This window comes from Muricomes intestini, from assembly GCF_004346165.1.
Lineage (GTDB): Bacteria > Bacillota > Clostridia > Lachnospirales > Lachnospiraceae > Muricomes > Muricomes intestini.
This window is the reverse complement of sequence record NZ_SLZZ01000037.1, coordinates 1-26,114: the sequence shown is the minus strand read 5'-3', so window position 1 is coordinate 26,114 and position 26,114 is coordinate 1. Positions and strand designations below refer to the sequence as shown.

The 26,114-nt window shown below is 43.0% G+C and carries 25 protein-coding genes and 1 tRNA gene; 5 read left to right on the top strand and 21 right to left on the bottom strand.

Translation table 11 applies throughout. The features are described from left to right. Window positions 1–348: 348 nt before the first annotated feature. From EDD59_RS17905 to rpsB, 5 genes are all read right to left on the bottom strand, one after another. On the bottom strand, window positions 349–489 hold the full coding sequence (locus tag EDD59_RS17905; RefSeq protein WP_165920980.1) for a hypothetical protein: 141 nt from the start codon (window positions 487–489) through the stop codon (window positions 349–351). Further along, entirely contained in the window at window positions 476–1,528 is a 1,053-nt protein-coding gene (locus EDD59_RS16255; protein ID WP_132383805.1) for a PDDEXK nuclease domain-containing protein, read from the bottom strand. Before EDD59_RS16255 ends, EDD59_RS17905 begins: the two co-directional genes overlap by 14 nt. Before the next feature lie 736 nt (window positions 1,529–2,264). Beyond that, window positions 2,265–2,471, bottom strand: coding sequence for a hypothetical protein (locus EDD59_RS16250; protein ID WP_132383803.1), 207 nt, complete (start codon window positions 2,469–2,471; stop codon window positions 2,265–2,267). 135 nt (window positions 2,472–2,606) lie between these two features. Further along, window positions 2,607–3,524, bottom strand: coding sequence for a translation elongation factor Ts (tsf, locus tag EDD59_RS16245; RefSeq protein WP_132383801.1), 918 nt, complete (start codon window positions 3,522–3,524; stop codon window positions 2,607–2,609). An 87-nt stretch (window positions 3,525–3,611) separates the two neighbouring features. After that, window positions 3,612–4,367, bottom strand: a complete 756-nt coding sequence (rpsB, locus tag EDD59_RS16240) for a 30S ribosomal protein S2 (protein ID WP_132383798.1) — start codon at window positions 4,365–4,367, stop codon at window positions 3,612–3,614. A 295-nt stretch (window positions 4,368–4,662) separates the two neighbouring features. Between rpsB and EDD59_RS16235 the strand changes: the two genes are divergently transcribed. Next, on the top strand, window positions 4,663–5,031 hold the full coding sequence (locus EDD59_RS16235) for a VOC family protein (protein WP_132383796.1): 369 nt from the start codon (window positions 4,663–4,665) through the stop codon (window positions 5,029–5,031). A gap of 80 nt (window positions 5,032–5,111) precedes the next feature. On the opposite strand, the gene EDD59_RS16230 is transcribed toward EDD59_RS16235, so the two are convergent. From EDD59_RS16230 to argS, 13 genes are all read right to left on the bottom strand, one after another. After that, window positions 5,112–6,227 carry a C40 family peptidase gene (locus EDD59_RS16230; protein ID WP_243117468.1) on the bottom strand — a complete coding sequence of 372 codons (1,116 nt, stop codon included), beginning with the start codon at window positions 6,225–6,227 and terminating at the stop codon, window positions 5,112–5,114. Between the two features lie 241 nt (window positions 6,228–6,468). After that, window positions 6,469–7,137, bottom strand: a complete 669-nt coding sequence (locus tag EDD59_RS16225; RefSeq protein ID WP_132383794.1) for a hypothetical protein — start codon at window positions 7,135–7,137, stop codon at window positions 6,469–6,471. Window positions 7,138–7,149: 12 nt separating this feature from the next. Next, on the bottom strand, window positions 7,150–7,482 hold the full coding sequence (locus EDD59_RS16220) for a hypothetical protein (protein WP_132383792.1): 333 nt from the start codon (window positions 7,480–7,482) through the stop codon (window positions 7,150–7,152). Between the two features lie 11 nt (window positions 7,483–7,493). Further along, on the bottom strand, window positions 7,494–7,967 hold the full coding sequence (locus tag EDD59_RS16215; protein WP_132383790.1) for a hypothetical protein: 474 nt from the start codon (window positions 7,965–7,967) through the stop codon (window positions 7,494–7,496). Window positions 7,968–7,989: 22 nt separating this feature from the next. Beyond that, complete coding sequence (locus EDD59_RS17900) at window positions 7,990–8,145, bottom strand: hypothetical protein (protein ID WP_165920979.1); 156 nt, start codon at window positions 8,143–8,145, stop codon at window positions 7,990–7,992. Window positions 8,146–8,367: 222 nt separating this feature from the next. Then, window positions 8,368–9,870 (bottom strand): hypothetical protein, encoded by a 1,503-nt coding sequence (locus EDD59_RS16210; RefSeq protein WP_132383788.1) that lies wholly within the window; start codon window positions 9,868–9,870, stop codon window positions 8,368–8,370. Further along, the gene (locus EDD59_RS16205) at window positions 9,867–10,937 is read right to left on the bottom strand and encodes an ATPase, T2SS/T4P/T4SS family (protein WP_132383785.1); all 1,071 of its coding nucleotides are present in this window, start codon (window positions 10,935–10,937) and stop codon (window positions 9,867–9,869) included. Before EDD59_RS16205 ends, EDD59_RS16210 begins: the two co-directional genes overlap by 4 nt. 22 nt (window positions 10,938–10,959) lie before the next feature. Further along, window positions 10,960–11,124, bottom strand: a complete 165-nt coding sequence (locus EDD59_RS17895) for a hypothetical protein (protein WP_165920978.1) — start codon at window positions 11,122–11,124, stop codon at window positions 10,960–10,962. 354 nt (window positions 11,125–11,478) lie between these two features. Next, the gene (locus EDD59_RS16200) at window positions 11,479–12,978 is read right to left on the bottom strand and encodes a glutamate synthase subunit beta (RefSeq protein WP_132383783.1); all 1,500 of its coding nucleotides are present in this window, start codon (window positions 12,976–12,978) and stop codon (window positions 11,479–11,481) included. A gap of 12 nt (window positions 12,979–12,990) precedes the next feature. After that, window positions 12,991–17,526, bottom strand: a complete 4,536-nt coding sequence (gene gltB / locus EDD59_RS16195; RefSeq protein WP_132383781.1) for a glutamate synthase large subunit — start codon at window positions 17,524–17,526, stop codon at window positions 12,991–12,993. Window positions 17,527–17,726: 200 nt separating this feature from the next. After that, window positions 17,727–18,659, bottom strand: a complete 933-nt coding sequence (locus tag EDD59_RS16190; protein ID WP_132383779.1) for a CPBP family intramembrane glutamic endopeptidase — start codon at window positions 18,657–18,659, stop codon at window positions 17,727–17,729. Then, on the bottom strand, window positions 18,652–19,824 hold the full coding sequence (locus EDD59_RS16185) for an alanyl-tRNA editing protein (RefSeq protein WP_132383777.1): 1,173 nt from the start codon (window positions 19,822–19,824) through the stop codon (window positions 18,652–18,654). Before EDD59_RS16185 ends, EDD59_RS16190 begins: the two co-directional genes overlap by 8 nt. Window positions 19,825–19,832: 8 nt before the next feature. Further along, the gene (gene argS / locus EDD59_RS16180) at window positions 19,833–21,599 is read right to left on the bottom strand and encodes an arginine--tRNA ligase (protein ID WP_132383775.1); all 1,767 of its coding nucleotides are present in this window, start codon (window positions 21,597–21,599) and stop codon (window positions 19,833–19,835) included. A gap of 92 nt (window positions 21,600–21,691) precedes the next feature. On the opposite strand from argS, the gene EDD59_RS16175 reads away from it, so the two are divergent. The 4 genes from EDD59_RS16175 (at window position 21,692) to EDD59_RS16160 (ending at window position 24,564) form a co-directional block, all read left to right on the top strand. Further along, the gene (locus tag EDD59_RS16175; protein ID WP_132383773.1) at window positions 21,692–22,600 is read left to right on the top strand and encodes a deoxyribonuclease IV; all 909 of its coding nucleotides are present in this window, start codon (window positions 21,692–21,694) and stop codon (window positions 22,598–22,600) included. 98 nt (window positions 22,601–22,698) lie between these two features. Beyond that, window positions 22,699–23,064, top strand: coding sequence for a GntR family transcriptional regulator (locus EDD59_RS16170; RefSeq protein ID WP_132383771.1), 366 nt, complete (start codon window positions 22,699–22,701; stop codon window positions 23,062–23,064). A 4-nt stretch (window positions 23,065–23,068) separates the two neighbouring features. Further along, entirely contained in the window at window positions 23,069–23,767 is a 699-nt protein-coding gene (locus tag EDD59_RS16165; protein ID WP_132383769.1) for an ABC transporter ATP-binding protein, read from the top strand. Next, complete coding sequence (locus EDD59_RS16160) at window positions 23,761–24,564, top strand: hypothetical protein (RefSeq protein ID WP_132383767.1); 804 nt, start codon at window positions 23,761–23,763, stop codon at window positions 24,562–24,564. The genes EDD59_RS16165 and EDD59_RS16160 overlap by 7 nt, the downstream gene beginning before the upstream one ends. Before the next feature lie 90 nt (window positions 24,565–24,654). Here EDD59_RS16160 and EDD59_RS16155 read toward each other — a convergent pair whose 3' ends face one another. From EDD59_RS16155 to EDD59_RS16145, 3 genes are all read right to left on the bottom strand, one after another. Continuing rightward, window positions 24,655–24,987 carry a branched-chain amino acid transporter permease gene (locus tag EDD59_RS16155; RefSeq protein WP_132383765.1) on the bottom strand — a complete coding sequence of 111 codons (333 nt, stop codon included), beginning with the start codon at window positions 24,985–24,987 and terminating at the stop codon, window positions 24,655–24,657. Next, window positions 24,977–25,684 carry an AzlC family ABC transporter permease gene (locus EDD59_RS16150; protein ID WP_132383763.1) on the bottom strand — a complete coding sequence of 236 codons (708 nt, stop codon included), beginning with the start codon at window positions 25,682–25,684 and terminating at the stop codon, window positions 24,977–24,979. The genes EDD59_RS16155 and EDD59_RS16150 overlap by 11 nt, the downstream gene beginning before the upstream one ends. A gap of 120 nt (window positions 25,685–25,804) precedes the next feature. Beyond that, window positions 25,805–25,876: transfer RNA gene (locus EDD59_RS16145), tRNA-Arg, on the bottom strand. Window positions 25,877–26,114 lie beyond the last annotated feature (238 nt).

Genomic DNA, 26,114 nt, shown 5'->3' with positions numbered 1-26,114 from the left:
AAGTATTGGCAAATCCTGATTCATCTACTTCATGTAGATAGATTATCTCATATCGGATCTGAAATTTGGAACGCTATGTTATTCATCGCTTACGAAAATGCGGTAATTTATGATAAGTTTAAGCGATTCTTTTTTTGACGCAAGAAACCCCGGAATCGCCAGCAATTAAAGGCTTTCCCGGGGTTTGACATTTCTGTATGAAGTTCAGATTAGTTTTGCATCTGTTTTGCGAACTTTGGAAACCAACTATGTAGCGCCACCTTGTTTCCATAGTAAAAGCATGTATTTTCCAGCTCTATCCGCTTTCTTATTTTGGCTATACCCCAACTATTTGATTTGGGGATAGTATCATGCTGTCTGCTTCTTAATCCTCATCATCATTTCAAGTTTTTTGGGGGTAACGAGAAATCTATTTGGAAATGATTTTTCTTCCCCCAGTTTAAACGTTGCTATCCCAAAATGCTCGTTTTTAATTTTAATCTCCTGCACTTTCGCTTTGTTCTTCTAAAAGTTTTTGTAATTCTTCTTTACTCGGCAATACTGTTTGATATTTACTTGCAAATATTTGATTATTATCTTCTGGTAACGTCATTTCCACAACTGCCTGATTCTTGTCCTTGCATAAAATAATTCCTATCGTTGAATTTTCATCTTCAAGCTTAACTTTTCTATCATAGTAATGCACATACATCTGCATCTGTCCTATATCTTGATGTTTTAGTTCTCCTATTTTTAAATCAAACAGCACAAAACATCTCAACAAACGATTGTAAAATACCAAATCCACTTTGAAGTGTTCCTCTTCAAATGTAAAACGTACCTGTCTCCCAACAAAAGTAAATCCTGTACCCAGTTCTAACAAAAATGTCTGAAGTTGATCAATAATTCTGGATTCCAGTTCCGACTCAGAATACTCTGGCAACTTTTGTAATCCCAGGAATTCAAGCACGTATGGATCTTTCACTGCATCATTTGTACATTGAATCACTTGTCCCTCTTTTGCCAATTGTTTTATTTTATCTTTATTTGCACTAAGAATTAACCGTTCATACAATGCACTATTAAATTGTCTTTTTAGTTCAGACAAACTCCAATCATTTTTAGCCGCCTCTATTTCATAGAAATGTCTTTCTTCCACATTACTAATTCGCATCAATTTTAAATAGTGAGACCAGCTCAAGAAAAATTTCCTACCGCTTTTGGTTACCGGAAGGTTTGGGAATTGGTCAGACACTGTCTGACCAATTTGATCAACTTCATATATTTGATAAAATTGCCGCATCTGCTTTAAATTTGTGATCGAAAATCCTTTGCCAAATCGTTTTGTTAGATATATTGATAGTTCTTTTAAGATATATTTTCCGTACTCCGCTCGTTCACTTCCACGTTGTTCCTCCTCAACAATCATTCTGCCAATTTCATAATAGGAATAGACCATTGCTAAATTTACAGCTGTCTTAGCATTATTTCTCGCCTTTTGTAACACATCAGAAACTTGTTTCAAAAAAATTTCATTCTTATTGTCCATTTACAAGTCCCCCTATTCTTTCATCTTGTATTTCTTATTTAGCACTTTACGCCTGTCTTCTGTAATCATTTCGCCATGTTTTTCTTTTAAATTAAACGCTTGAACTCTGAACACGGCTCAAGGTCATCAACTTTAATCGTACCAAGAACATAATCCCTTTTTTATCTGTACCCACTAGTACGCAGCCGACTCCTTTTCTCCTTTATTTATATAATACTACGTCTTCCAATAAATATCCACGCTTCATTAGCATAATCCGCACACAACAAAATCCTTACAAACAGCGTATCTACACTGTTTACAAAGATTTATACTCTAGCACATTTAATTTAATTATAAGTAGTAGTCATAAAGCGTTTATATTCTTCAACTGTAAAAAGAAATAATTTGATTTCTTTTAAATTCATTCAACAAAATACCTCCTCAGCATTTATCTAAAACTCTCAGCGGAAGTTAACAACTATCAATTTAGTTTATGGCATTTACGATATAAAACATCAAATATAATTCCCATGGTTTCAAGTAAATTTCATAACCACGATACTGACGGCCCGTTATGTTATAACCAGTGGGAAGTGTATCAAGCTGGAATGTCGCTTTCTTTATCTTCCTTGAGAAACTTGCTGCGTACTCCTGTACTTAAACTGCCGGAGTACATATTTTTCTTCTCTTTTGCATCCAGCTTGCCACTTTGAGCAATCACTACTTTATATCTTTTGTTTTACATATATATCTCTTATATTGCGTCAATTTCTTCCCATGCTTCTTCTATAGTCTGCACTCTTCCATTCTCTATATCATCAATGGCCTCATCCAGCTTTGCTAGCAGGACATCCATTGCATCATTTATCGTATAAGTTGTTTCATGAGATTTTGTTGCCTGTGTCAATGTCATAACCATCACTCTTTCTTGAAATAGCACTCCTGTTCTTATGCGTATCATACCACGGACTATCAAAAATATCTATCTCCTCTTCAAAATATTATATGATTGCACAAAGCCCTTACAAACAGCGCATCCACACCATTTGTAAGGGCTCTACATTACTAATTATTCAAAAGTTCGCCGCAATGCTCCCTATTGCATCTGAGCAGCAACTTCTTCTGCAAAGTTCTCCTGTTTCTTTTCAAGACCTTCACCAGTCTCAAAGCGAACAAATCTCTTTACTGCTACCTTAGCATTGTTCTCCTTTGCTACTTTTTCAACATATTTTGCAACTGTCAGATCGCTGTCCTGAACATATGCCTGATCCAACAGACATACCTCTTTGAGTTCTTTATTCAGGCGTCCTATAATCATCTTTTCGATGATATTTTCCGATTTTTCCGGGTTTTCCTTCTTAGCCTGAGCCAGAAGAATCTCTTTTTCATGATCCATGTATTCCTGAGACACTTCTGCACGGGATACATACTTCGGATACATAGCTGCCACCTGCATTGCTACATTCTTGAGGCATGTCTTGATTTCATCATTTACAACGTCTGTCTCTGCTTCCACAAGAACACCGATACGTCCGCCCCCGTGAATGTAGGATACAACACACCCCTCTGTCACGATCTTCTCAAATCTTCTGATATTCAGGTTTTCTCCGATTACTGCAATCTCCGCTACTAAGGCATCTTTTACAGTCTTCGTTGTGTCAGCTGCCCAAGGCTCTGCCAAAAATGCCTCTATATCTGCTGCATCTGTGTCTGCTGCCTGATTTGCAACGGCCTCAACAAATCCCTGGAACTCTTCATTCTTTGCGACAAAATCTGTCTCAGAATTTACTTCCACAATAGCTGCTGCTTTATCATCCTTCACAACTGTTTTTACAATACCCTCTGCTGCGATTCTTCCTGCCTTTTTCTCAGCTTTAGCTTGTCCGTTCTTTCTTAAAAATTCAACAGCTGCATCCATGTCTCCATTTGTTTCTGTCAGAGCCTTCTTACAGTCCATCATTCCCGCACCTGTCATTTCTCTTAACTCTTTTACCATCCCTGCTGTAATTGCCATGATTATTCCTCCGTCATTTGATATTTTATGCCCATTACCAAAAATGCTCCAACCTGTATCCACAGGCTGAAGCATCTTGAATTCGTACTATTCTGCTTCTACAGTCTCTTCAGCTACTGCTTCATCTGCAGCCTCTTCATAATATTCTTCTTCACCTGATGCACCCTGATTTACTTCAATAACAGCATCTGCCATCTTAGAAACGATCAGCTTCACTGCTCTGATGGCATCATCATTCCCCGGGATTACATAGTCCAGTTCTTCCGGATCGCAGTTTGTATCACAAATACCAATCAACGGAATTCCAAGTGTATGTGCTTCCTGAACGCAGATTCTCTCTTTCTTCGGGTCTACGACAAAAATAGCATCCGGGAGCTTCTTCATTCCTTTGATTCCGCCCAGATTCCTTTCTAACTTAGCCCACTCTTTTTTCAGTTCAATTACTTCCTTTTTAGGAAGTACATCGAATGTTCCATCCTCAGACATTCTTTCAATATCTTTCAAACGCTGAACTCTGCTCTGAATTGTCTTGAAATTGGTCAGCATACCGCCCAGCCATCTCTCATTAACATAGAACATATTGCAGCGCTCTGCTTCCAACTTGATAGCATCCTGTGCCTGCTTCTTTGTTCCGACAAACAGAATTGTGCCGCCCTCTGCAGCAATATCTGCAACAGCCTTGTAAGCATCGTCAACCATTCCTACTGATTTCTGCAGATCAATGATATAGATACCATTTCTCTCTGTGTAGATGTACGGAGCCATCTTAGGGTTCCATCTTCTAGTCTGATGTCCAAAGTGAACACCTGCTTCTAAAAGTTGTTTCATTGAAATAACACTCATATTTCTTTCCTCCATTGGTTTTGAACTTCCGTATGCTTTAATTCTTTCCTTAAAACCGGCCTGTTTCATACAGACTTAGGCACCATCAAAGAAATCCACACACGTGATTTTTGTAGCGGATATAGTATATCATAGAAAAAAAACAAATGCAAGAATTTTCTGAAAACGAACTGCAAAAGGGACTGTCCCCTTTTTACACCTTTTTACAGCTGGCTTGCACTATCCGGCTCCTTTGTAGTACACTGAAAATATACTAGTACAAATCTTTTCACTTGTATGATAAGGAGGCAGAGATATGCATTTCACATTTGCACATAACAACCTAAATGTTTATGATTTACAGAAGTCGCTGGACTTCTATAAGGAGGCACTGGGTCTGGAGGTTGCCCGCACTAAGGAGGCAGAAGACGGCAGCTTCATACTTGTATATTTAACTGACGGTACAATGCCGCACCAGCTTGAGCTTACCTGGCTCCGGGATATGAAGCGCCCCTACGAACTGGGAGATAATGAGATTCATCTGGCTTTCAATGTGGATGATTTTGATGCTGCGCTGGCAAAGCATAAAGAAATGGGGTGCGTATGTTTTGAAAATCCAAAGATGGGAATTTATTTTATCGAAGACCCAGATGGGTACTGGCTGGAGATTGTCCCCGAAAAATAGTTAAAAACCCTGTACCAATTAAAATGGGTGCAAAAAATCCCGCGCTCCGCGGGATTTTTTATATTCATATTTACGTATGCTTACCAATATCTTACATAAGATGTAGCACGTACTGAACTGACGCAAACAGGCACACCATCCTGCTGTGCTTCAATCATCTGGCCGCCGCCTATGTAAATTGCCACATGCCCTGGTGTCCAGCAGATGTCTCCCGGCTGGGGATCGTAAACAATCTGCCCTCCCGCAAGCTGTTGCCAGTCTGTACGTCCAATACTGATTCCAGCCTGTGCATGACACCACTGTGTCAATCCAGAACAGTCGAGTGCGACATAAGGTGTCGAACCCCCATATACATAAGGAACCCCAATCTGTGTCCAGGCCGCATTTACAATCGCCTGTGCCGCACTTGTATTTCCCGTATTTGCTGGCGGGGCCGGCGTATCCGGCACTACCGGCGGGTCTACTGTAGGAGTGACTTGCGTTTCAGGAGTTGCACCATTGCCCCCTGCACCAGCTATCTGGGCTGCACTGTTATTCTTCGCTGCCGTTTCCTGTGCTGCTTTCTGTCTCGCTGCTTCCTCTTCGGCTGCCTTTTTAGCCGCCTCCTGAATCTGTTGATCCAGATTAGCTACTTCTGCACGCTTGCCTTCGATGGTTGTATTCATCTCTGTCTGCTGATCCTCATACTGTGTCTGAATCTCTTCCAGCTTATCCATATCGTTCTCCAGAGACGTCTCCAGATTCTTGACCTCCGTTACGGTGTCTACATATTCATTCAGCATATCCCGGTCATAACTATGTATTTTCTGTACGTATTCTGCCTGACTCAGCATATCTGCAATGCTTCCTGAACTTATGATTCTTTCCAGTGCAGAACCATCGCCCTCCTCGTACATATACTTAATACGGAGCTTCATGTCCTCATACTGCTGCTTTTCCTTTTCCTGAGCATCTGCCAGCTTCTGCTTGGCCTCCGTAATCTCCTGGCCTTTTGAAATCAGCTGACTCTGCAATTCTGTCATCTTGGACATAAGGGTTGATAATTGTGACTGGAGATTGTCAACTTCGCTCTGCGTCTGCTTTTTCTGTGACTCCAGGCTTGAAGAATTTGCCGGTGCTGCAAATACAGGCACTGTTATCATGGAACATGTCAGCGCTGTGGCTGTAAGCACATTGCGTACTTTCTTAATTTTCATGTGATTCACCCATCCTTATTCTTTTTATTATCTATGTCCCCACATATATGTCCTACTATACAATATTCTACGACATTTTTCAACAGTATATCATGAAAAATTTCAACACGGGACTCAAAATTTAATTCATATTCACATATATTGAATTATAACGGATGAATGGCAAAAATGCAATAACCTTTTAACATTTTTGTAATATTTTAGGTAACAGTTCAGCCATGCAGATTTTTGGTGCGGCTTGCTACTGGTATACTGCCTGAAATTCCATGTCCTCCTCTACTCTGAAGGAACTAATATTTTCTTCTCCATATAGACCTCCCAGCCCGCTTACAGGCTTGACCAGTTTCCAACCACAGAAAGTGTATCCTTCTCTCAATATAGAGTTTTTGGGGAGCAACGTGGCATCAAGGATATCACCACTGCGAACATTAACCTTCTTTATTATGTACTCATCCGACAAAACTTCTCCTCCCGGTTTTTCTTCCTTTGGTATCCAAAAAGAAACTAAATAAAACTTTTCCTCTCTGGTTTCTACATTCTCCAATATCACTGTTTTCCGGCAGGATATTTTCCCATATCCAATGATCTGCTTATACTTCTCCGTTACTCTGACATCCAGCAGCCCCTTCTCCACATCCATGCCCAGTATCTCTATAGTAAAATCAGAGTTGCTTGTTATTTTCATAAGGAATCCCTGAATGAAGTCTGCCGCCAGTTCGTCCGCTTCCGGTGAGGTACCCGGATCATACGTTGAATGAATTTTCAAAATTTTCATAGACTGCTTCATTGCCGCACCTAAGCTGCTCTCTAGTTCATTTTTTCGCATTGTTCTGTTCTCTGCAGTTTGAATAGTTGCTCCTGAAAAAATCAGTATTATAATCATGAAAAATACAATAACAGCATTTCTCATACTTTTCCTCCCTTATCTCGCATATCCTGCAATCTGGTGCTTGAGAAACAGATTCAATACAGGAAGTGTGTAGTCATATGTCAATGTGACTTTTGCATATTTTTCATTTTTTATGCTAATGAGCGGCTCAATTGCTAAATCTTTGTATCCGTTTTCCAGAGCTTTCTTTTTGCAGCTTTGTATTATGGTTTCCGAAAAGTCTCCGGCTTCTACTTCCGCAACCACCGTTGAATGGTAGTTTTGCGCTTTTTGTGTATTTAAGGATGCTATAATATACGCTGTGCTTAAAACTGCCATAAAGGCAATCATAATCATTCCCATCATTGTCTCAACCGCACCTTTCATTTCTCCTCCTCTCAATCTGCGATAAAATTATACTCCTTTTCTGTTGTCTTTGTACTGCCCAGATAAGTTTCTGCCGCCCGATACACAATCCGGTACTCCCCGGATAACGCAGGCATAAATTTTTCCGGGAGCACTTCTTTGGTAATATCCTTTAGCTTCGGATCTGTAACTTTTATCACAGACACCTCCGGCTCCTCTCCCCCGGCAGTCTTTGCCTCTATATAAAATGATTCTGCATCCAGAAGGTTGTATTCCTGTCCTCTGTACAGTTTTTTAACTTTTACAGACAATTCCGGAGGCTTTCTAGAGAAAATGGATTGTGCAAGGGAAAAAGAGTCGTTGTCCTTTAAACTTGCTTCAGGGCGGGCACTTTTTATCATCCCCGGCAGGCCCCCCTCTCCTGTCCCAAACAAAATCAGAATCATACTGCCCAGAAGAATTACCAGAACTATAAGTTTTCCATACTCTCCAAGCATCATCTTCAAAACTATCACCTCGTCTTAACTATCATAAACCTGTGGCGCCGATTCCTGTAAGAAATTCTTGAATCAAATGAGTAATTTCCCCTTTCTCTCCTAACAGTCCCAGCAGAACCCTTAAAAGTGTGAGTCCTAGAATACATGCTGTAGTTACGCCGCCATACTCCTCTATAAATTCTTTCATATGCCATCTCTCCCATCACATGATGTAGGGGTCAAAAGGTATTTTGCCCCCTGATACCTACGGATTGCTCCGGACTTTGTACTATTCCATTTTCTAAAGTGTTGCTCCACAAATCATTCTCAAGATATCCCACAATCCGTACATTACTGCAAATCCTGTCAGAGAAATAGCAATAATACCTCCATATTCTTCTAAAAATTCTTTCAATGAAGTTTCCTCCTCTCATGTTATATTCGCAACTGCAGATAGAATATAAGCCATAACCAGGCCTAAGTCTGCCAACATTTTTATAACGCCTGTGACCATTGGCAGAAGAACCAGAAAACTGATTCCTGCCAGATGATCCTCTGCCTTCAGGCGTTCTGCCTTATCTGTCATAACTAAGCTCCGCTCCACTAAAGGACCGAGCTGTCCGCCCACGTCAGCCATTCCAAATTCCGCCATGGAGTACAAAACCTTCATTGCTGATGTAATATCCGGCAGCTTTACCTTATCCATAAAAGACAGGTAAGGACGGACAGCATCCGGTGTATCTTCTATTCCCTCCAGCAGAAGCGTCAACTCCTCTCTCAAAATTTCCGGTGCATATGCAGCAGATTTAGTCAAAGACACATGTACATTGTCCGTCTGCAGATGCAAAGACATACTCAATAGCCAGTCTGGAAATGCTTTTTCCACCTCTCTTGCCACATGTTTCATAGAAACCTTATACCGCCGCCGGGGTTGTGTAATCAGTATCACAGAAAAAATCAGCAACAGTCCTGCAGGAGCCAGGCTCCCCTTTTTTCCCAACAGTACAGCAAGAGGAACAAATAGTACTGCAGGTATACACATCTTTCCAGTCTCTTTATTTAAATCTCCGTGCATCACATAATTATACTGTCTTTTCACATCTTTAGATTCCGGTACGTCCTTACACTGCATAAAGTCCGCAGACAATTTCACCTGCGCAGCATACCATATAAGCAGATTCAGCAGTATCGTCACCATCGTTACGGCCTGTGATACAACATTCTTTGTGATCCCAAATTCCTCCGGCAGCATATAGACAGTCATCCCACAAACCAAAAATGAAAGTATGATACCTATCGTTATTTTTGCCTTTATATTTTTCTTTTCTCTCTGCAATTCATAAACCCTATCAATCCACAGTCTTCTGTCTTTCAAGAGAATATCCGCCGACATGGCAAAGTCTCCGCCGACTGCCTCCGCCTCTATAAAAAAATCATGAATTTTATAAAGCCTCGGACAACCATACTCTTTTTCTACAATAGAAAAGGCTTCCCGGTAAAGATTACTCTGTGCCGTCCCGTTTTGGATATAAGTTATTGCTTCCAAAACAGCATCATAAAGCCTGCTTTCCCCCTTCTCAAAGAGCACAAGGGTGTCCTCCAGTGAATTCAATATTTTTGCATGCCGTTTGAAAGAATACAGCATCTGCTCCATATATGCCGTAATATCTTCAAACCGCTTAGTTTCATACTGGCTGCGGTATACCATTGCAAACATCCCCGGTACAAAACAGGCTGTAATCCCACAAATAACCAATATAAAGGGCAGCTTCAATCTGAACACATAAGAAAGGCATGCCACAAAGCCATACAACCCCAGAAAACACCCGGCGTACCGGCGCAAAGAGAAATGGTATCCGAATCCTTGAATTTCTCTGCGCAGGTATCCCGGACTTAAATACCGCAGCCTTTCTCTTTTCTTTCTTCTCTTCATTTTTCCCTCCGCGCACTGACGCACTGTCTTCTGCCCAAATATGGAATCTCCAAACTTTCCAGTTCAAATTTCTTCCGTATGTTTTGAGGTATTTCTCCTGAAATAAACTTTCCTCGCTCTACCAGGAGATGCTTTACATTCTCTTCCCCTACACGGTCAAAGAGACAGATTTGATCAATAAACCGCACCACTTCTTTATCTTCCGTCACTCTCTTGCAAAGCAAGACCCCCACATTTAGAAAGCTATAGATATCATTTTCCATTCTGGATGCCGAATAGGTGTCCTGCATCATATTTTGAATCCTGTCAGGTATTTTCCTGGTGTCATCTGTGTGAAGAGTTGTAAGGCCGTGGAGACCTGTTGAAAAGCATTCCAGCAGATATTTTACCTCTGTTGACCGCGCCTCGGAAAGCAGAACCCACTGAGGATTCTGTCTGAGCGCAGTCTTTATAGCCTTTGTATAAGGGAAAAATTCTTCATCGACCTTCAGTTCTACACAATTTGCCCCGGGATTGATATCTTTATAATGTATTTCCAAATTATCCTCTATGGTCATCACCTTTTCTTCTCTGGGTATGTACTGGGTCAAAAATTTTAAAAGCTCTGTCTTTCCCGCCCCGGGCCGCCCACAGAATACCATATTCATCCGCGCCCTGATACACTGAATTAAAAATTCAAACACTTCTCTGGAACAATACTGGTCACGCAACATTTTTTCCTTGGTCATTCGCATCACGGCCGGGGTTTTCCGTATGGATACTGAATATCCTGTATTTGTCGCACTGGGATGTATAATGGAGATGCGTAAAATATCTGTCTCTGCCTCCAGCACATTGTTATACTTATTAATCTGCTCACTAACTACATTTGAGACTCTGACACTAAACTGACTGACAAACTCCTTTGACAGTTTTACCGGTGCCTTATAAATTCCCCGTTTCAAATGCTCGACCCACACATCTGTCCCGTTAAAGTTAATGTCTGTAATATCTCTGTCCTGCACATAGGGCAGAAGCGGCCCGAAACTGTCATCCTTCAAATTCCATGATTCTCTGGAAACCCTCACTTATCTCCCGCCTTTCTGCACATCAGTTTACCGCCACTGTTGTATTCAGCGCCGCTGTCAGCTTCTCCACAGCCTCAGTAATGCCATCCCTAATGCTGTTTCCAATAGGTGTTGCAGCCACCACAATAATCATAATGATAATTGCAGCCACCACAATCACACCATACTCTTCCATAAATGTTTTCATACACAGTCCTCCTGTTTTTTACTTTTTTCCAATCCGCTGTTTTGTATATATTTTAGAATTGAGTCAGACAATCAATAGACATCACCACCTTGAACAGACAAAAATATTATGAATCATTAAAATAAATAGGTTGAAAAACCGGGGATATCCCGAAAAAACTTTATAGAACGATACAGGATGTACCGCTATAGAATTAAAGAGCCAAACACTTAAGAATGTGTTTGTGATGTGTATCATATCACAGACAATATTTTCTGTCAATCAAAAATTTCCACAAAAAAGGAAACAAAAATTTTCAGAAAAAAGGAAACAAAAATTTTCAGAAAAAAGGGAGGCAATAAGCCTCCCTTCTATCTACTGAACAGACAAATTTGTATATCCCATGAGACTTAAATCCACCTGTCGTGCTGCTTCTCTGCCTTCACGTATCGCCCATACAACCAGTGACTGTCCTCTGTGCATATCTCCGGTGGCAAATACATTTTTCACATTTGTCTCATATTCCCCCGGAACTGTTTTGACGTTCGTTCTCTCATTCACTTCAACACTAAACGCACCGGTGACATAGCTTTCACTTCCCAGAAAGCCTGCAGCTATAAGAACAAGATCCACGTCTACACTGTATTCACTCCCCGGAATCTCGGCCATCATCATTCTTCCTGTTTTCTCGTCTTTCTTTGACTCCAGCCTTACCATCGTTGCCTTGCAGACCGCACCCTTTTTGTCTTTAATGAATTCTTTTACAGTAGTCGTGTACACCCTGGGATCATCTCCGAAGACCGCTGCCGCCTCCTCCTGGCCATAATCTGTCTTGCAGACCTTTGCCCATTCCGGCCATGGATTGTTTTCTGCCCTCTTGGCCGGTGGTTTTGGCATCATCTCTACTTGGAGTACAGATTTTGCACCATGGCGGACGGAGGTTCCCACACAGTCATTTCCTGTATCTCCGCCGCCGATTACCATCACATGCTTTCCCTTTGCAGAAATATAGGTGCCATCCTTCAATTCCATATTATTTGACCACAATGCTTTTGTCGTTGATTTCAGAAAATCCACTGCAAAATAAATTCCTTCGGCTTCACGCCCCGGTACATTAATATCTCTTGGATTAGACGCACCGCAGGCCAACACTACCCTGTCATATTTTTTTAGGAGTTCCGTGGCTTTCACGTCCTTTCCTACATTACAGTCTGTGCAGAAAATGATACCTTCCTCTTCCATAATTGCAATTTTCCGGTCTATGACCTGCTTTTCCAGCTTCATATTTGGAATACCGTAGCGCAGAAGTCCGCCCACCTTATCTTCCCGCTCAAATACTGTCACCAGATGTCCTCTGCGGTTCAATTGGTCGGCAGCCGCAAGGCCGGACGGGCCGGAACCTATGACTGCCACTTTCTTGCCTGTTCTCACTTTAGGGGGGCAGGCAGCTGCGTATCCCTTTGTATAAGCATTTTCCGAAATACTGTATTCATTCCCTTTTATGGAAACCGGGTCGTCATGAAGTCCGCAGGTACATGCCGTTTCACAGGGAGCCGGGCAGACCCGGCCTGTAAACTCTGGAAAATTATCAGTTTTCCGAAGGCGCGCATATGCCTCCTCCCAGTTCCCGTTATAGATCAGATCATTCCACTCCGGCACGAGATTGTGCAGAGGGCAGCCGCTTGCCAGACCTCCCAGCATCTGCCCGGACTGGCAGAAGGGGACACCGCATGCCATGCATCTGGCCCCTTGTATTTCCTGCTCTTCCCTGGAAAGAGGCGTGTAAAATTCCCGGAAATGCCTGATTCTTTTCTTAGATTCTTCCGCTGCTTTATTTTGCCTTTCATATTCCATAAATCCTGTTGGTTTTCCCACTATTTGCGCCTCCTATCTTCCATTTTTTATTTTGTTAAATGCTTCAATCTTTGCCTGCTCACTGCTCAGGCCCTTTTCTTCCATCTGCAAAATTGCAGTCATCATGCGCTCGTAATCACCTGGTATAATTTTTTTAAATTTTGGAAGATAGTCCTTAAAATTATTCAGGATCTTTTTCCCTATTTCAGAATTTGTATAAGCCACATGCTCTTTGATCATATTTTTAAGCTCCTGCACATCATACTTGTCACTCACACGCTTAATACTAACCATCTCTTTATTCACTTTGCGGTATAAATCATTTTCCATATCCAGCACATATGCGATACCGCCGCTCATGCCGGCGGCAAAGTTCTTTCCTGTCTGCCCTAAAATAGCGACCCGCCCGCCTGTCATATATTCACATCCATGGTCTCCGACACCTTCCACAACTGCATGGACACCTGAGTTGCGCACACAGAACCTCTCTCCGGCCACACCTCCGATAAATGCTTTCCCGCTTGTAGCTCCATAAAGGGCAACATTTCCGATGATAATATTTTCACTGGCCTTAAACTTGATTCCCTTTGGAGGACAAACAACCAGCTTGCCCCCGGATAAGCCCTTTCCAAAATAGTCATTGCTGTCGCCAGTGAGTTCCAGCGTAAGTCCAGACGGAATGAAAGCGCCAAAGCTTTGTCCACCCGCTCCTTTGCACTTTACAACATAGGTATCCTCCGGCAACCCCTGGGGGTGTCTTCTTGTGATTTCAGAGCCAAATATAGTCCCAAAAGTACGATTCACATTGGATACATCCAATTCGATACTCTTTCCCTGCCCTTTCTCCAACGCGGGGAGAAAATGTTTCAGGAGTACTTTTTCATCCAGCGTTTTCCCCAGTTCAAAGTCAAATACTTTTTTGGGGTTAAAGGTCACACCTTTTCGCTCTTTAGCATAAGGATTGTACAAGATACGGCTTAGATCCAGAGTTTCAGCGCGCTTGGACGTTGGAACCTGCTTTGCCTTCAGAAGGTCGGTCCTTCCCACAAGTTCATCTACGGTACTCACGCCTAAGCCCGCCATATACTCTCTTAGCTCTTCTGCAATAAAGCGCATAAAGTTCACTACATATTCCGGCCTCCCGAGAAATCTCTTCCTCAGCTCCGGATTCTGAGTTGCAATTCCTGTCGGACAGGTATCCATATCGCAAACCCGCATCATTACACAGCCCATTGTCACAAGAGGTGCCGTGGCAAATCCAAACTCCTCGGCACCAAGCATGGCTGCGATTGCCACATCACGCCCGCTCATCAGCTTACCGTCAGTCTCAATGCGGACTCTGTCACGCAGACCGTTTTGAATCAATGTCTGATGAGTCTCAGCAAGACCTAATTCCCAGGGCAGACCTGCATTGTGGATAGAACTTCTGGGTGCTGCACCAGTACCGCCGTCGTACCCTGAGATTAGAATAACTCCCGCGCCTGCCTTTGCAACACCGGCCGCCACAGTTCCGACGCCGGCCTCCGACACCAGCTTTACGGAGATTCTGGCATCTTTGTTTGCATTTTTACAGTCATAAATAAGCTGTGCCAAATCTTCAATGGAGTAGATATCATGGTGGGGCGGCGGCGATATGAGGCTCACTCCCGGTGTGGAATAACGTGTCTTCGCTATCCAGGGATACACCTTCCCACCCGGCAGATGTCCCCCTTCTCCCGGCTTTGCCCCCTGTGCCATCTTTATCTGGATTTCTTTGGCACTGACGAGATACCTGGAGGTCACCCCAAATCTTCCGGATGCCACTTGTTTAATTGCAGAACCCCGCTCCGTATTCAGGCGGTCAATATCTTCCCCGCCTTCACCGCTGTTGGATTTTCCGTGAAGCAGATTCATTGCCCGGGCCAGTGTTTCATGGGCTTCCTTGGAAATGGAGCCGTAGGACATGGCGCCTGTCTTAAATCTTGTAACAATAGAGTCTACACTTTCTACTTTTTCTAACGGAATACCTTTCTTCGGGTAGTTAAATTCAAGCTGTCCTCTTAGATTGATTTGTTCCCCCTCTTCATCCACCATTTTTGTATATTCTTTAAACAGCTGGTAATTGCTGCGCCTTGTGGATTGCTGCAGTGCATGGATGGTCCTCGGATTATAAAGATGCTCCTCGCCGCCGCTTTTTGATTTATGCCGCCCCACACTGTCCAGCGTCATGTCAACTTCCAACCCCAGGGGATCGAAGGCTTCCGAGTGAAATGCAGTATAATCTCGGGCAATTTCTTCGATTCCTATACCGCCCACACGGCTGACCGTATCTGTAAAATATTTATTGATGAACTCTTCTTTGAGTCCGATTGCCTCAAATATCTTTGCCCCCTGATATGACTGAATTGTAGAAATCCCCATCTTGGAAGCAATTTTAATAATGCCGTGGATGACCGCAGAATTATAATCATCTACTGCCGCATAATAATCTTTGTGCAGCATATTGGTATCAATAAGCTGACGGATAGACTCATGAGCCAGATATGGATTGATTGCACACGCTCCATACCCAAGCAGGGTTGCAAACTGATGTACTTCTCTGGGCTCACCGGATTCCAGGATCATAGCAACACTTGTTCTTTTCTTAGTCCGCACCAGATGCTGCTGAAGACCGGATACTGCCAGCAGAGAAGGGATAGCCACATGATATTCGTCCACACCCCTATCAGACAGAATCAGTATATTTGCCCCTCCCCGTATTACTCTGTCGACCTCAACAAACAGATAGTCAAGAGCTTTTTCAAGACTAGTGTTTCTGTAATATACAATGGGGATTTCCGCTACCTGAAATCCTTCAATCTTCATGCTTTTTATTTTCAAAAGATCTGTGTTGGTCAGAATCGGATTGTTTACCTGCAGCATTTTACAGTTTTCTTCCTTCTTCTCCAGAAGATTTCCATCTTTGCCTATGTAGATGGCCGTAGACGTTACAATTTCCTCACGGATTGCATCAATAGGCGGGTTTGTCACCTGGGCAAATAACTGTTTAAAATATCCGAAAAGTGGCTGGTTCTTGCGGGAAAGCACCGCAAGAGGTACATCAATGCCCATGGAAGTAATTCCCTCTCCGCCGTTTTTTGCCATATTCAAAATAGAGCTCTTGACATCTTCATATGCGTAACCAAAGGCCTTTTGAAGTTTCACACATTCCTCTTTTGCATAGGAGGGCACAGCCTGATTCGGAATTTTTAAATTCTTCAGATGAATCAGGTTGCTGTCCAGCCATTCCCCGTAAGGATTTTCATTGGCATACTTTTCTTTCAGCTCCTCATCATCAATCACCTTTCCCTGCACGGTATCTACCAGGAGCATTTTTCCCGGGTGAAGGCGCTCCTTTACTAGGATTTTCGTGGGATCGATATCCAGTACTCCTACCTCGGAAGAAAGAATCAGATAACCATCATCTGTAATGTAATATCTGGAAGGACGCAGACCATTTCTGTCCAGCACAGCCCCCATGCAGTCACCGTCGGAGAACAAGATGGATGCCGGCCCATCCCAAGGCTCCATCATAGTAGAATAATACTGATAAAAGTCCTTTTTATTCTGTGCCATGCTTTGATTATTCATCCAGGGCTCGGGAATTGCAATCATTACAGCCAGGGGAAGTTCCATGCCGCTCATCACCATGAATTCCAGGGCATTATCCAGCATTGCAGAGTCGGAGCCGGAATTATTAATGGCAGGGAGAACCTTGTGAAGCTCCCCTTTCAGATATTTGGATTCCATGTTTTCCTCTCTGGCCCGCATTTTATCCACATTACCGTGAATAGTATTGATTTCTCCGTTGTGCACTATAAAGCGGTAAGGATGAGCACGCTCCCAGCTGGGGTTGGTGTTAGTGCTGAATCTGGAATGTACCATTGCAATAGCCGACTCGTAATCTTTATCCTGTAAGTCCTGAAAAAACATGCGGAGCTGCCCTACCAGGAACATTCCTTTATACACAATTGTGCGGCTGGAAAGAGAAATCACATAAGTATCGTCACTGCTCTGCTCAAAAATCCGGCGCACTACATAAAGTCTGCGGTCAAAAGGAAGACCCTGCTCAAGTTTTTTTGGCTTTTCAATAAAAGCCTGCATAATGCAGGGCATACAGTCCAGAGCTTTCCTGCCCAGAATCTCCGGCTGAATGGGCACCTCTCTCCACCCCAGAAACTTCAGCCCTTCCTTTGCCGTAATCACTTCAAATATCTTTTTTGCCTGATTTTTCTTCAGTTCATCCTGGGGGAGAAAAAACATTCCAACGCCGTAATCCCGTTCTTTGGGTAAAGAAAAACCGAGGGGTTTACAAACTTTGGAGAAGAACTTGTGTGAAATTTGAAGTAAGATTCCTACACCATCTCCTGTTTTACCCTCGGCATCCTTGCCTGCTCTATGTTCAAGATTTTCTACGATTTTTAAGGCGTTCACCACTGTATCATGGCTTTTTATTCCTTTAATGTTTACAACTGCACCGATACCGCAGTTATCATGCTCGAATCCGGGCTGATACAGACCGGTCTGTGAGCTTTTTTTCAGTTCACCCATATTCCCTGTCCTTTCCTAAAACAGCTTTCGTATGCTGTTTTTTATTTTTTCCTACTATACTACACTTTTTTTCATTTGTAAATAAAGACTTTAGTTGTAATTGTCAGATAATTAGATAATTCACCTTCTCACCGATAATTGTCTGATTACGGTCTTCAAAAGGGACAGTCCCCTTTTCAGTGGGGACTGTCCCTTTTGCATTAGCGGAACATATCAGGTGTTATTTCATTATTGTCGGCAGGCTTCATACCTTCCGGTTTTTCATCAATTTTCTGAATCAGTACAAACATGACTGAACCGATAAACGCGCTGGCTACAGTGGCCATTGCCATTCTTACAGGCTGTGCTGCAAGCCAGGTAAATCCGCCAGCATCCGTAAGAATCAGCGACACAACATTGGCTGTAATATGAAGGGCTGCCGCTGCCTTAAAGGAGCCATATTTTTCATACACATAAGCCAACAGCATTCCCAACAAAAAGCTGTATAGGAACTGTACCACATTTCCATGTGTAATACTAAACAGCAGTGTTGAATATAATGCTGCTTTTAAGAAGCTCTCCCTTTCCCGATATCTCTTAAATAGAACTCCGCGAAACATCAGCTCCTCTGTCAGAGGAACAATGATTCCCAGAACAATAATCTGTACCGGAAGACCCTCCGAGTAAAAAGTGTCCGATGCTTTCTGGTATCCATCACTTATAAAGGCAAGATTCGTCATAATCGAAAGACAGCTCATTCCGATGCACACCGCTGCACCCAGTACAATGACAGCAGGATAGCTTGTAACACCTGCTTTCTTATTTAAAGGCAGCTCCAAGAGCTTTTCCCGCTTCCTGTCCTTTAAAAATAAGGTCAAGGTAAGAGGAATTGTAAATAAAGCAGCAACTCCCAGAATTCCAAACTGATACCTCTGTACAATTTCTGCTGCCTTCTCCCCGCTTTTCAGGGCCAGCTCCATAATTTCCTGCTGGGTCATACTTTCGGAGGTCAGGCTTTTACTCATAACTTCTCCCATATAAGGCGCAAGAACTATCATTTCAATCAGAAACTTAGCAAAGAAATCTATGGCCCAATATAGAAGAATGGGGCCGGCCAGCCTCCAAAATTGTTTTGAATTTGGATTCTTATTCATACTTTATCTCCTCCGTCATCTTTTGTACCCACGCCTTTACCTCAGCTTCCTTTCCTTTCAGGGAACCCTGCACCATTTCAGGTTTTCCGCCCCCCCGGCCTTCGAACTGTGCGTTCAGCCCTTTTGCAAAAGAACGTACATCCATATTTCTTCCGCCGATTACATACCGAAAACTCATATCTTTGTTTTTTGCAAAAACAGCACATCCATCTTTTCCCCGGGCCAGTACCTGATTCACAAGAAGTCTTGGCTCATCCCCGTCTAGGTCTTCCTCAAAAAGGCAAACAAAGCTTTCCTCTTCCGGAGTTTCTCCCGCCTTATATTCCAGCAATTTTTTCCGGGTCTCTGCCAGTTTTGCCTGCAGCTTGTTCTTTTCTTCTTTCAGATGCGCTGCAGCCTGAAAAACCTCGTCTTCTTTAGCACACAACATTGCAGAGATGTTTTTCACTTGCTCTTCTTTTTCGCTATAGTCTGTAAGAGCTCTGAATCCACAGAGCATTGTCACTCTTACTCCGCCTTTGTACCGCTGCACATTCGTAAGTTTAATAAGCCCGATTTCCCCGGTTCTCTCTGCATGGGGCGCACAACATGCACATACATCATAACCGGGGACTGTCACAATTCTAACTTGTCCCTCAATCTCAATCTTACTTCTGTATTCCAGATTCGCCAATTCATCATCGGAGGGATATGTGACCAGAACTTCCAGATTTTTTGCAACGGCTTCATTTGCCAGTCTTTCAATCTCACGTAGTTCTTCTTTTGATATCTCTCCGTCAAAATCCATAGTACTGTCTTCATTTCCCAAATGAAAGCCCACATTGTTCCAGCTAAATCGGCTGTGAACCAGCCCGGATACAATGTGCTCCCCAGTATGCTGCTGCATTTTCATAAAACGAAGCTCCCAGTCTATCTTCCCGGTGATGTTCCGTCCTTCTTCCAGACTTTCTTCTGTGATATGGTAAATCGTCCCGTTCTTTTCCTGAACATCTGTCACTCTTACATCTCCCAGAAAGCCAGTGTCTGCATATTGTCCGCCTCCCTCTGGAAAAAAGGCAGTCCTGTCAAGGACTACCTCAAAATGTTCTCCCTTTTTTCTGCACAGTTCTACCCGTGCTTCAAATTCAGTCATGTGGCTGTCTTCATAAAACAACTTTTCTGTCATGTTCCTGATTACATCCTTTCCGGCGCTTCAAAACCAAGCAAATCAATACAGGTTTCCAAAATCTCCTTCACCAGCTTCAAAAGCGCAATATATCCCAGCCGCTTTGTCTCATCTTCCTCTGTCAAAATCTTCGTCTCATGATAGAACTTGTTAAAAGCATTTGCCAAGTCATAAATATAAGCACAATTTTTGTGGGGGGCACTTTCCTCATACACCGTATCAATAACATCATTAAACTTTGCAGCCTCCAACGTTAATGCCTTTTCAAAATCCCCCGAAGGCTCCAGGATGACAAGTCCGTCCAGTGTTCCGTTCATCTCCTGATATTTATTCAATATGGATTTTATGCGGACGATGGTATATAAAATATATGGCCCCGTATTTCCCTCAAAAGAAGTAAACCGGTCAACATCAAACACGTAATCCTTGGAAGCCTGATTTGACAAATCCCCATATTTGAGAGCAGCTAAACCTACAATCTTTGCCGTACTTAAAGCCTCTTCCTCAGATACTGTCCGGTTGTCCATAATCTTTTTATACATTTCTTCATCGATTTCCCGGATCAGATTCTCCAGGCGCATGATACCGCCTTCTCTTGTCTTAAACGGCTTGCCGTCTTTTCCGTTCATCGTACCGAAGCCAAGGAATTTTAAGTTTGCCCTTTCTCCCACAATTCCGGTCTTTCTTGCACATCTGAATACTTGCAGGAAATGCAGCTCCTGACGCTTATCTACTACATAGATTACCTCATCTGGTTTGTAGAGTTCTTCACGTTCTAAAAGGGTAGCCAGATCTGTGGTGTCATATAAGGCAGCCCCATCTGATTTCAATATCATACAAGGCGGCACTTCTTTTTTGTCCCCCTCTTCCTGAACATCTACAACAAGGGCACCCTCATCATAGCGGGCATATTCCTTTTCCTTCAGCATGGCTACCATTCCGGGAATATACTTCTGGACATCAGCCTCACCTTTCCACAAATCAAACTCCACATTCAACTGTTCATAATTCTTTTTCAAATCCCTCACAGACACCTTCATAATGTGGCTCCAGAGTGCACGGTAACCCCGTTTTCCGTTCTGCAGCAGATAAGTGGCATAAAGGGCTTTTTCCCGATACTCATCATGTTCCCTGGCATAAGCACTGGCAGTCGGGTAAATCTCCTCCAGCTCTTCAATGGTAAAAGGGGCTCTCTCTGGGTATTCCCCTTTATAATTCTCATCAAAATATGGAAGCTCAGGCTGCCTCTTCTCCAATTCCGTAATAATAAGCCCCATCTGATATCCCCAGTCCCCCATATGGATATCGGCAATTACTTTGTTACCTTTAAACCGGGCTGTCCGCTTGATGCTCTCCCCGATAATGGCGGAACGGAGATGGCCCACATGGAGAGGTTTCGCCACATTGGGGCCGCCGTAATCTATCATAATTGTCTTAGGCTTTTCTTCCTTCTCCACCCCCAGATTCTCAGATACTGCCATCTGATTCAGGTATTTTGCCACAAGGGAAGGAGCAGCCTTCAGGTTTATAAATCCCGGGTTCACAGCCACTGCTTCTGAAAAATATCTGCAGCTCTGGAGCTTTTCCACCACAGCGTTTGCTATTACGATAGGTGCCTTTTTGCAGGTCTTTGCAGCCGCTAGGGCACCATTACACTGATATTCACATAAATCCGGCCTGTTCGACAGTGTCACTTTAGCAAATGATGCATCTACACCTGCACTTTCGAAGGCCTTCTGCATCTCTATGGTAATAACTTCCAATATTGTCTTCACTTTTTGCTCCACACTCCAATCTAAATTTGTTCTATTTGGCTATTTTATCATGTATAATCAGTAAGGGCAAGTATTAGAAAGGAAGTTTAACCATGAAATTAAAAATAGGATCACACGTTGGAATGAGCGGTAAAGAAATGCTCCTTGGCTCTGCAAAGGAGGCCGTATCATACGGAGAAAACACCTTTATGATCTACACCGGCGCACCACAGAATACACGCCGGAAGGAAATCGGTGAATTAAATATAGAGTCCGCATGGGAATATATGAAAGAACATGGCATTGAAGAATTTATTGTGCATGCTCCCTACATTATCAATCTAGGAAATTCCGTAAAACCGGAAACATTTGAATTGGGCGTTGAGTTTCTGGATAAAGAGATAAAGCGCACGGTTGCCTGCAGAAGCCATGTTCTGGTTCTTCACCCCGGCTCACATGTAGGGGCAGGTGTCGATATTGGCACGGCACAGATTATTAAGGGGTTAAACGAAGTGCTCACAAGGGATACTGGCTGCTTCGTAGCCCTGGAAACCATGGCAGGGAAAGGCTCTGAAATCGGCAGGTCTTTTGAAGAGCTTGCCCGCATCTACGACGGTGTCATACGCAATGACAAGCTCCGGGTCTGCTTTGATACCTGCCACACAAGTGACAGTGGATATGATATCAAACATGGGTTTGACGATGTAATCGAAAAGTTTGACAAGATACTCGGGAAAGAACAGATTGCTGTTTTCCACATCAATGACACCAAAAATGTACCCGGGGCAGCAAAAGACAGACATGCAAATATTGGTTTCGGTGAGATTGGCTTTGATGCCTTAAAAGCCATCGTATACCACAAGGATTTTGAGAACGTCCCCAAAATCCTGGAAACACCTTATGTCCCCTCTGCTGTAAACCCTAAAAAAACATATGCTCCGTATAAATATGAGATTGAGATGCTTAAGAGTGGACATTTTGACAACCGCCTGCTGGACAAAATTGCCTGTGGGAAACATTAGGGCCGTGCTTGACATCTGCCTCCACTTATTGTATTTTTGTATTATACAGATAATACAATTATGTTTTCATTTATATCATAGAAAAGGAGGCGGCTTAGATGCCATGGGATTTAGATAATAACCGCCCAATTTACCTGCAGTTAATGGAACGTATCCAGCAGGATATTATAGCCGGCGTGTACAGCCCCGGCAGCAAACTTCCCTCCGTCCGGGATCTGGCCCTGGAAGCCTCGGTAAATCCGAACACCATGCAGAAAGCTTTGTCCGAGCTAGAGCGCAGTGGATTAGTATATTCACAGCGGACCAGCGGAAGATTCATTACGGAGGACAAGACTATGTTGAAAAAGATAAAACGAAATCTGGCATCCGAACACATCCGGCAGTTTTTTGAGAAAATGACTCTTCTGGGATACAACAGGGAAGAAATCCTGGAATTAATACAGGAAGCATTAAAGGAGGAGTAATAGAATGAAACCAATTCTGGAATGTCAGGGATTAACAAAAAAATATGGCAATATTTATGCACTCTCCAATCTGAGCCTGACTTTGGAAAGAGGACAGATTGTAGGACTTCTGGGTCTTAACGGAAGCGGGAAAACCACTTTGATCAAGCTCATAAACGGGCTGATTACTTCTACAGCCGGGCAGGTTCTGATAAATGGTATGTTACCCGGAGCCGATACTAAAAAGCTAGTATCCTATCTCCCTGAAAGAAGTTATCTGAATGACCATATGAAAGTGGAAGAAATTCTGTCCTACTTTTCCGACTTCTATGAGAACTTCAATGTTGTACATGCCAGAGCCATGCTCAGTGACCTGGATATTGATACTCACGCGCGGCTGCGCACACTTTCAAAAGGAACTAAGGAAAAAGTGCAGCTTGTTCTGGTGATGAGCCGGGATGCCGAACTTTTTATACTGGATGAACCGATCGGCGGAGTAGATCCTGCTGCAAGAGATTACATTCTTCAAACTATACTGACAAATTACAATGAGAATGCCACCATTCTTCTGTCCACCCATCTGATTACAGACATTGAAAATATGCTGGACCGGGTTCTTTTTATCCAAAAGGGACAGCTTGTCTTAAATGCCACGGTGGACGAAATACGTACGGCAAAAAGAGAGTCTGTAGATTCACTGTTCAGGGAGGTTTTTAAATGTTAGGGAAATTATTAAAATATGATTTAAAATACGGCAGCCGCTTTTTTATCCTTCTCCATGGCATTTTACTGGCGGCCTGCATACTCGGACGACTTCTGTTTTTCGAGAGACTAGATTTTGATGCCGGCTCCGATATCATTGCGCCGTACATCATTTTGGCCACATCCCTCTATGTCCTGCTGTTCACTGCAGTAAGCTTAGGAACTGCAGCTTTGCTGGCCGTACGCTTTTACAGGAATCTTTTCACAGATGAGGGGTACCTGTCCTGGACATTGCCCGCCACGCCTGTAGAGCAGCTTTGGGCAAAGCTTTTTTCCGGCACAATCTGGTACATACTTGACATCCTTATCCTGGCACTTTCTCTAGTTATACTTCTGTCCGGCTCCAATTTGACCGCAGCTTATGCAAAAGTAGCCCCGGAAATAACAGAAGCCCTTGGAATGCCCCTTGGCCGTTATGGAACTATGTTGCTTGTGTTCACCCTGCTAAGCTCCTTCAGCGGCACCGTCACCATATATGTATGTATCTCAATCGGACAGTTGTTCCCCAGTCATCGGGTACTGTGTGCTATTCTTACTTATTTCATCACCTCAGCTGTCATTCAGATTGTAGTACTGGGCCTTATGGTTATTTTCAATTTATTTCCGGGACCTTACATAAATGATGCCGCAACAGAAACTGACACAGTTCAGTATTTATTCACAACGCTCAAATTAAGCGGTGTTATCAATTTTGTCCTTACAATTGTGGAATATTTTGCCACACGTTACATATTTATTAGAAAACTAAATCTAACATGACAAAGAATCTCAACAAACCGGGCGCTAAGTGCAGAGATGGAACAAATCCTCTCCCGCATGCGGCACCCATTTTTTATGACTAAACAGTAACTAAAATATCACTTGTATCAGAAACATATACAGCACTGTTCCCACCCCGATGCTCAATAGATTGTTGCGTTTCCAGACATGGAGTACTATTACAGTCAGCACTGCCAGGGCTTCGGGTATCCCGTGGGAGGAGGACATGACAGAGGTATCCCTCAGGCAATATACAACCAGTAAGCCAATCACAGCAGGGGCCAGAACCTTTCCCAGATACTCCACTGTCTTGGGTATCGGTTTCCCCTTCGGAAACACAAGAAACGGTAATGCTCTGGTACTCAATGTTACAGCAGCCACTGCCACAATAATGAGCAGAGATGTAGTTCTATTAAGCGGCATGGTTTTCCTCCTCCCCTTCCAGACGTTTCCTTGTTATAAACAATGCCAGAACACTTAGAATCATGGTCGGAAATACAAAGTTTGCACTTCCAAATATCTGCAGGCAAAGAAGGGCCGAAATCACACCGATTGCCGCCGGTATCCTATTTTTTACATTCATCCACTGTTCTGTAAATATAACGACAAACAGCGCTGTCATTGCAAACTCTATCCCCTCTGTATTGAAGGTCAGTACATTTTTTAGAATGCCTCCGATGGCAGAACCTGCAACCCAGTAGCTTTGATCCAGAAGAACGATTGCAAACATAAATTTATCTTCATCAACACCCTCAGGCGCTTTTGCCGAACATAAAAGGGAATACGTCTCATCGGTAAGTCCAAAAATCATGTACCAGCGTTTTTTTCCCATCTGGTGAAACTTCTCCAGCCAGGTCAGCCCGTAAAATATATGTCGAACGTTTACCATCAAGGTCATAAATATAATCTGTGCAAAAGAAATACCCGGCACAAAAAAATTCACCGCCAAATACTGTGCGGAACCCGCATACACAAGCACACTCATCAGCACTGCCCACCAGGCGGAATATCCTTTCTCAGCATACATTACACCAAAAGCAATCCCTATGAAAAGATACCCTGTAAGTACGGGAATTGTACAAGGAAAAGCCTTTTTAAAAGCTAACTTATAACCTGACATTGTTCTCTCCCCTTCATCTTCTGTTTATACATCCATTAGATAAGCTTTAAGATATTAAAAATGTAACTATATTAGAAGGGCAAGCTCTATTTCTGCTCTTCTAAATAGTTACAAAAAATACACGTCTGAGCGGAGTCGAACCGCCGCACATGCCTCCGGAGGGCATTGCTCTATCCACTGAGCTACAGACGTATATATTATAAAGGCTCTGTTCCACAGGTATATATCCTTAACAGAACCTTTATAATCCTAGCACAGATTTTGGAAAATGTAAAGAGTTTGTGAATCTCCTTTTCTATGCCTGAATTACATTTTTAAATCCTACTTCTTTTAAACAATGTAGAGTTTAGTCTTGTACAAGTAGATTTTACCCTTGCGTACAATCAGTGGAGGACGTATAGTTTCTATTAGTTGCCTGTCCTGGTGGCGG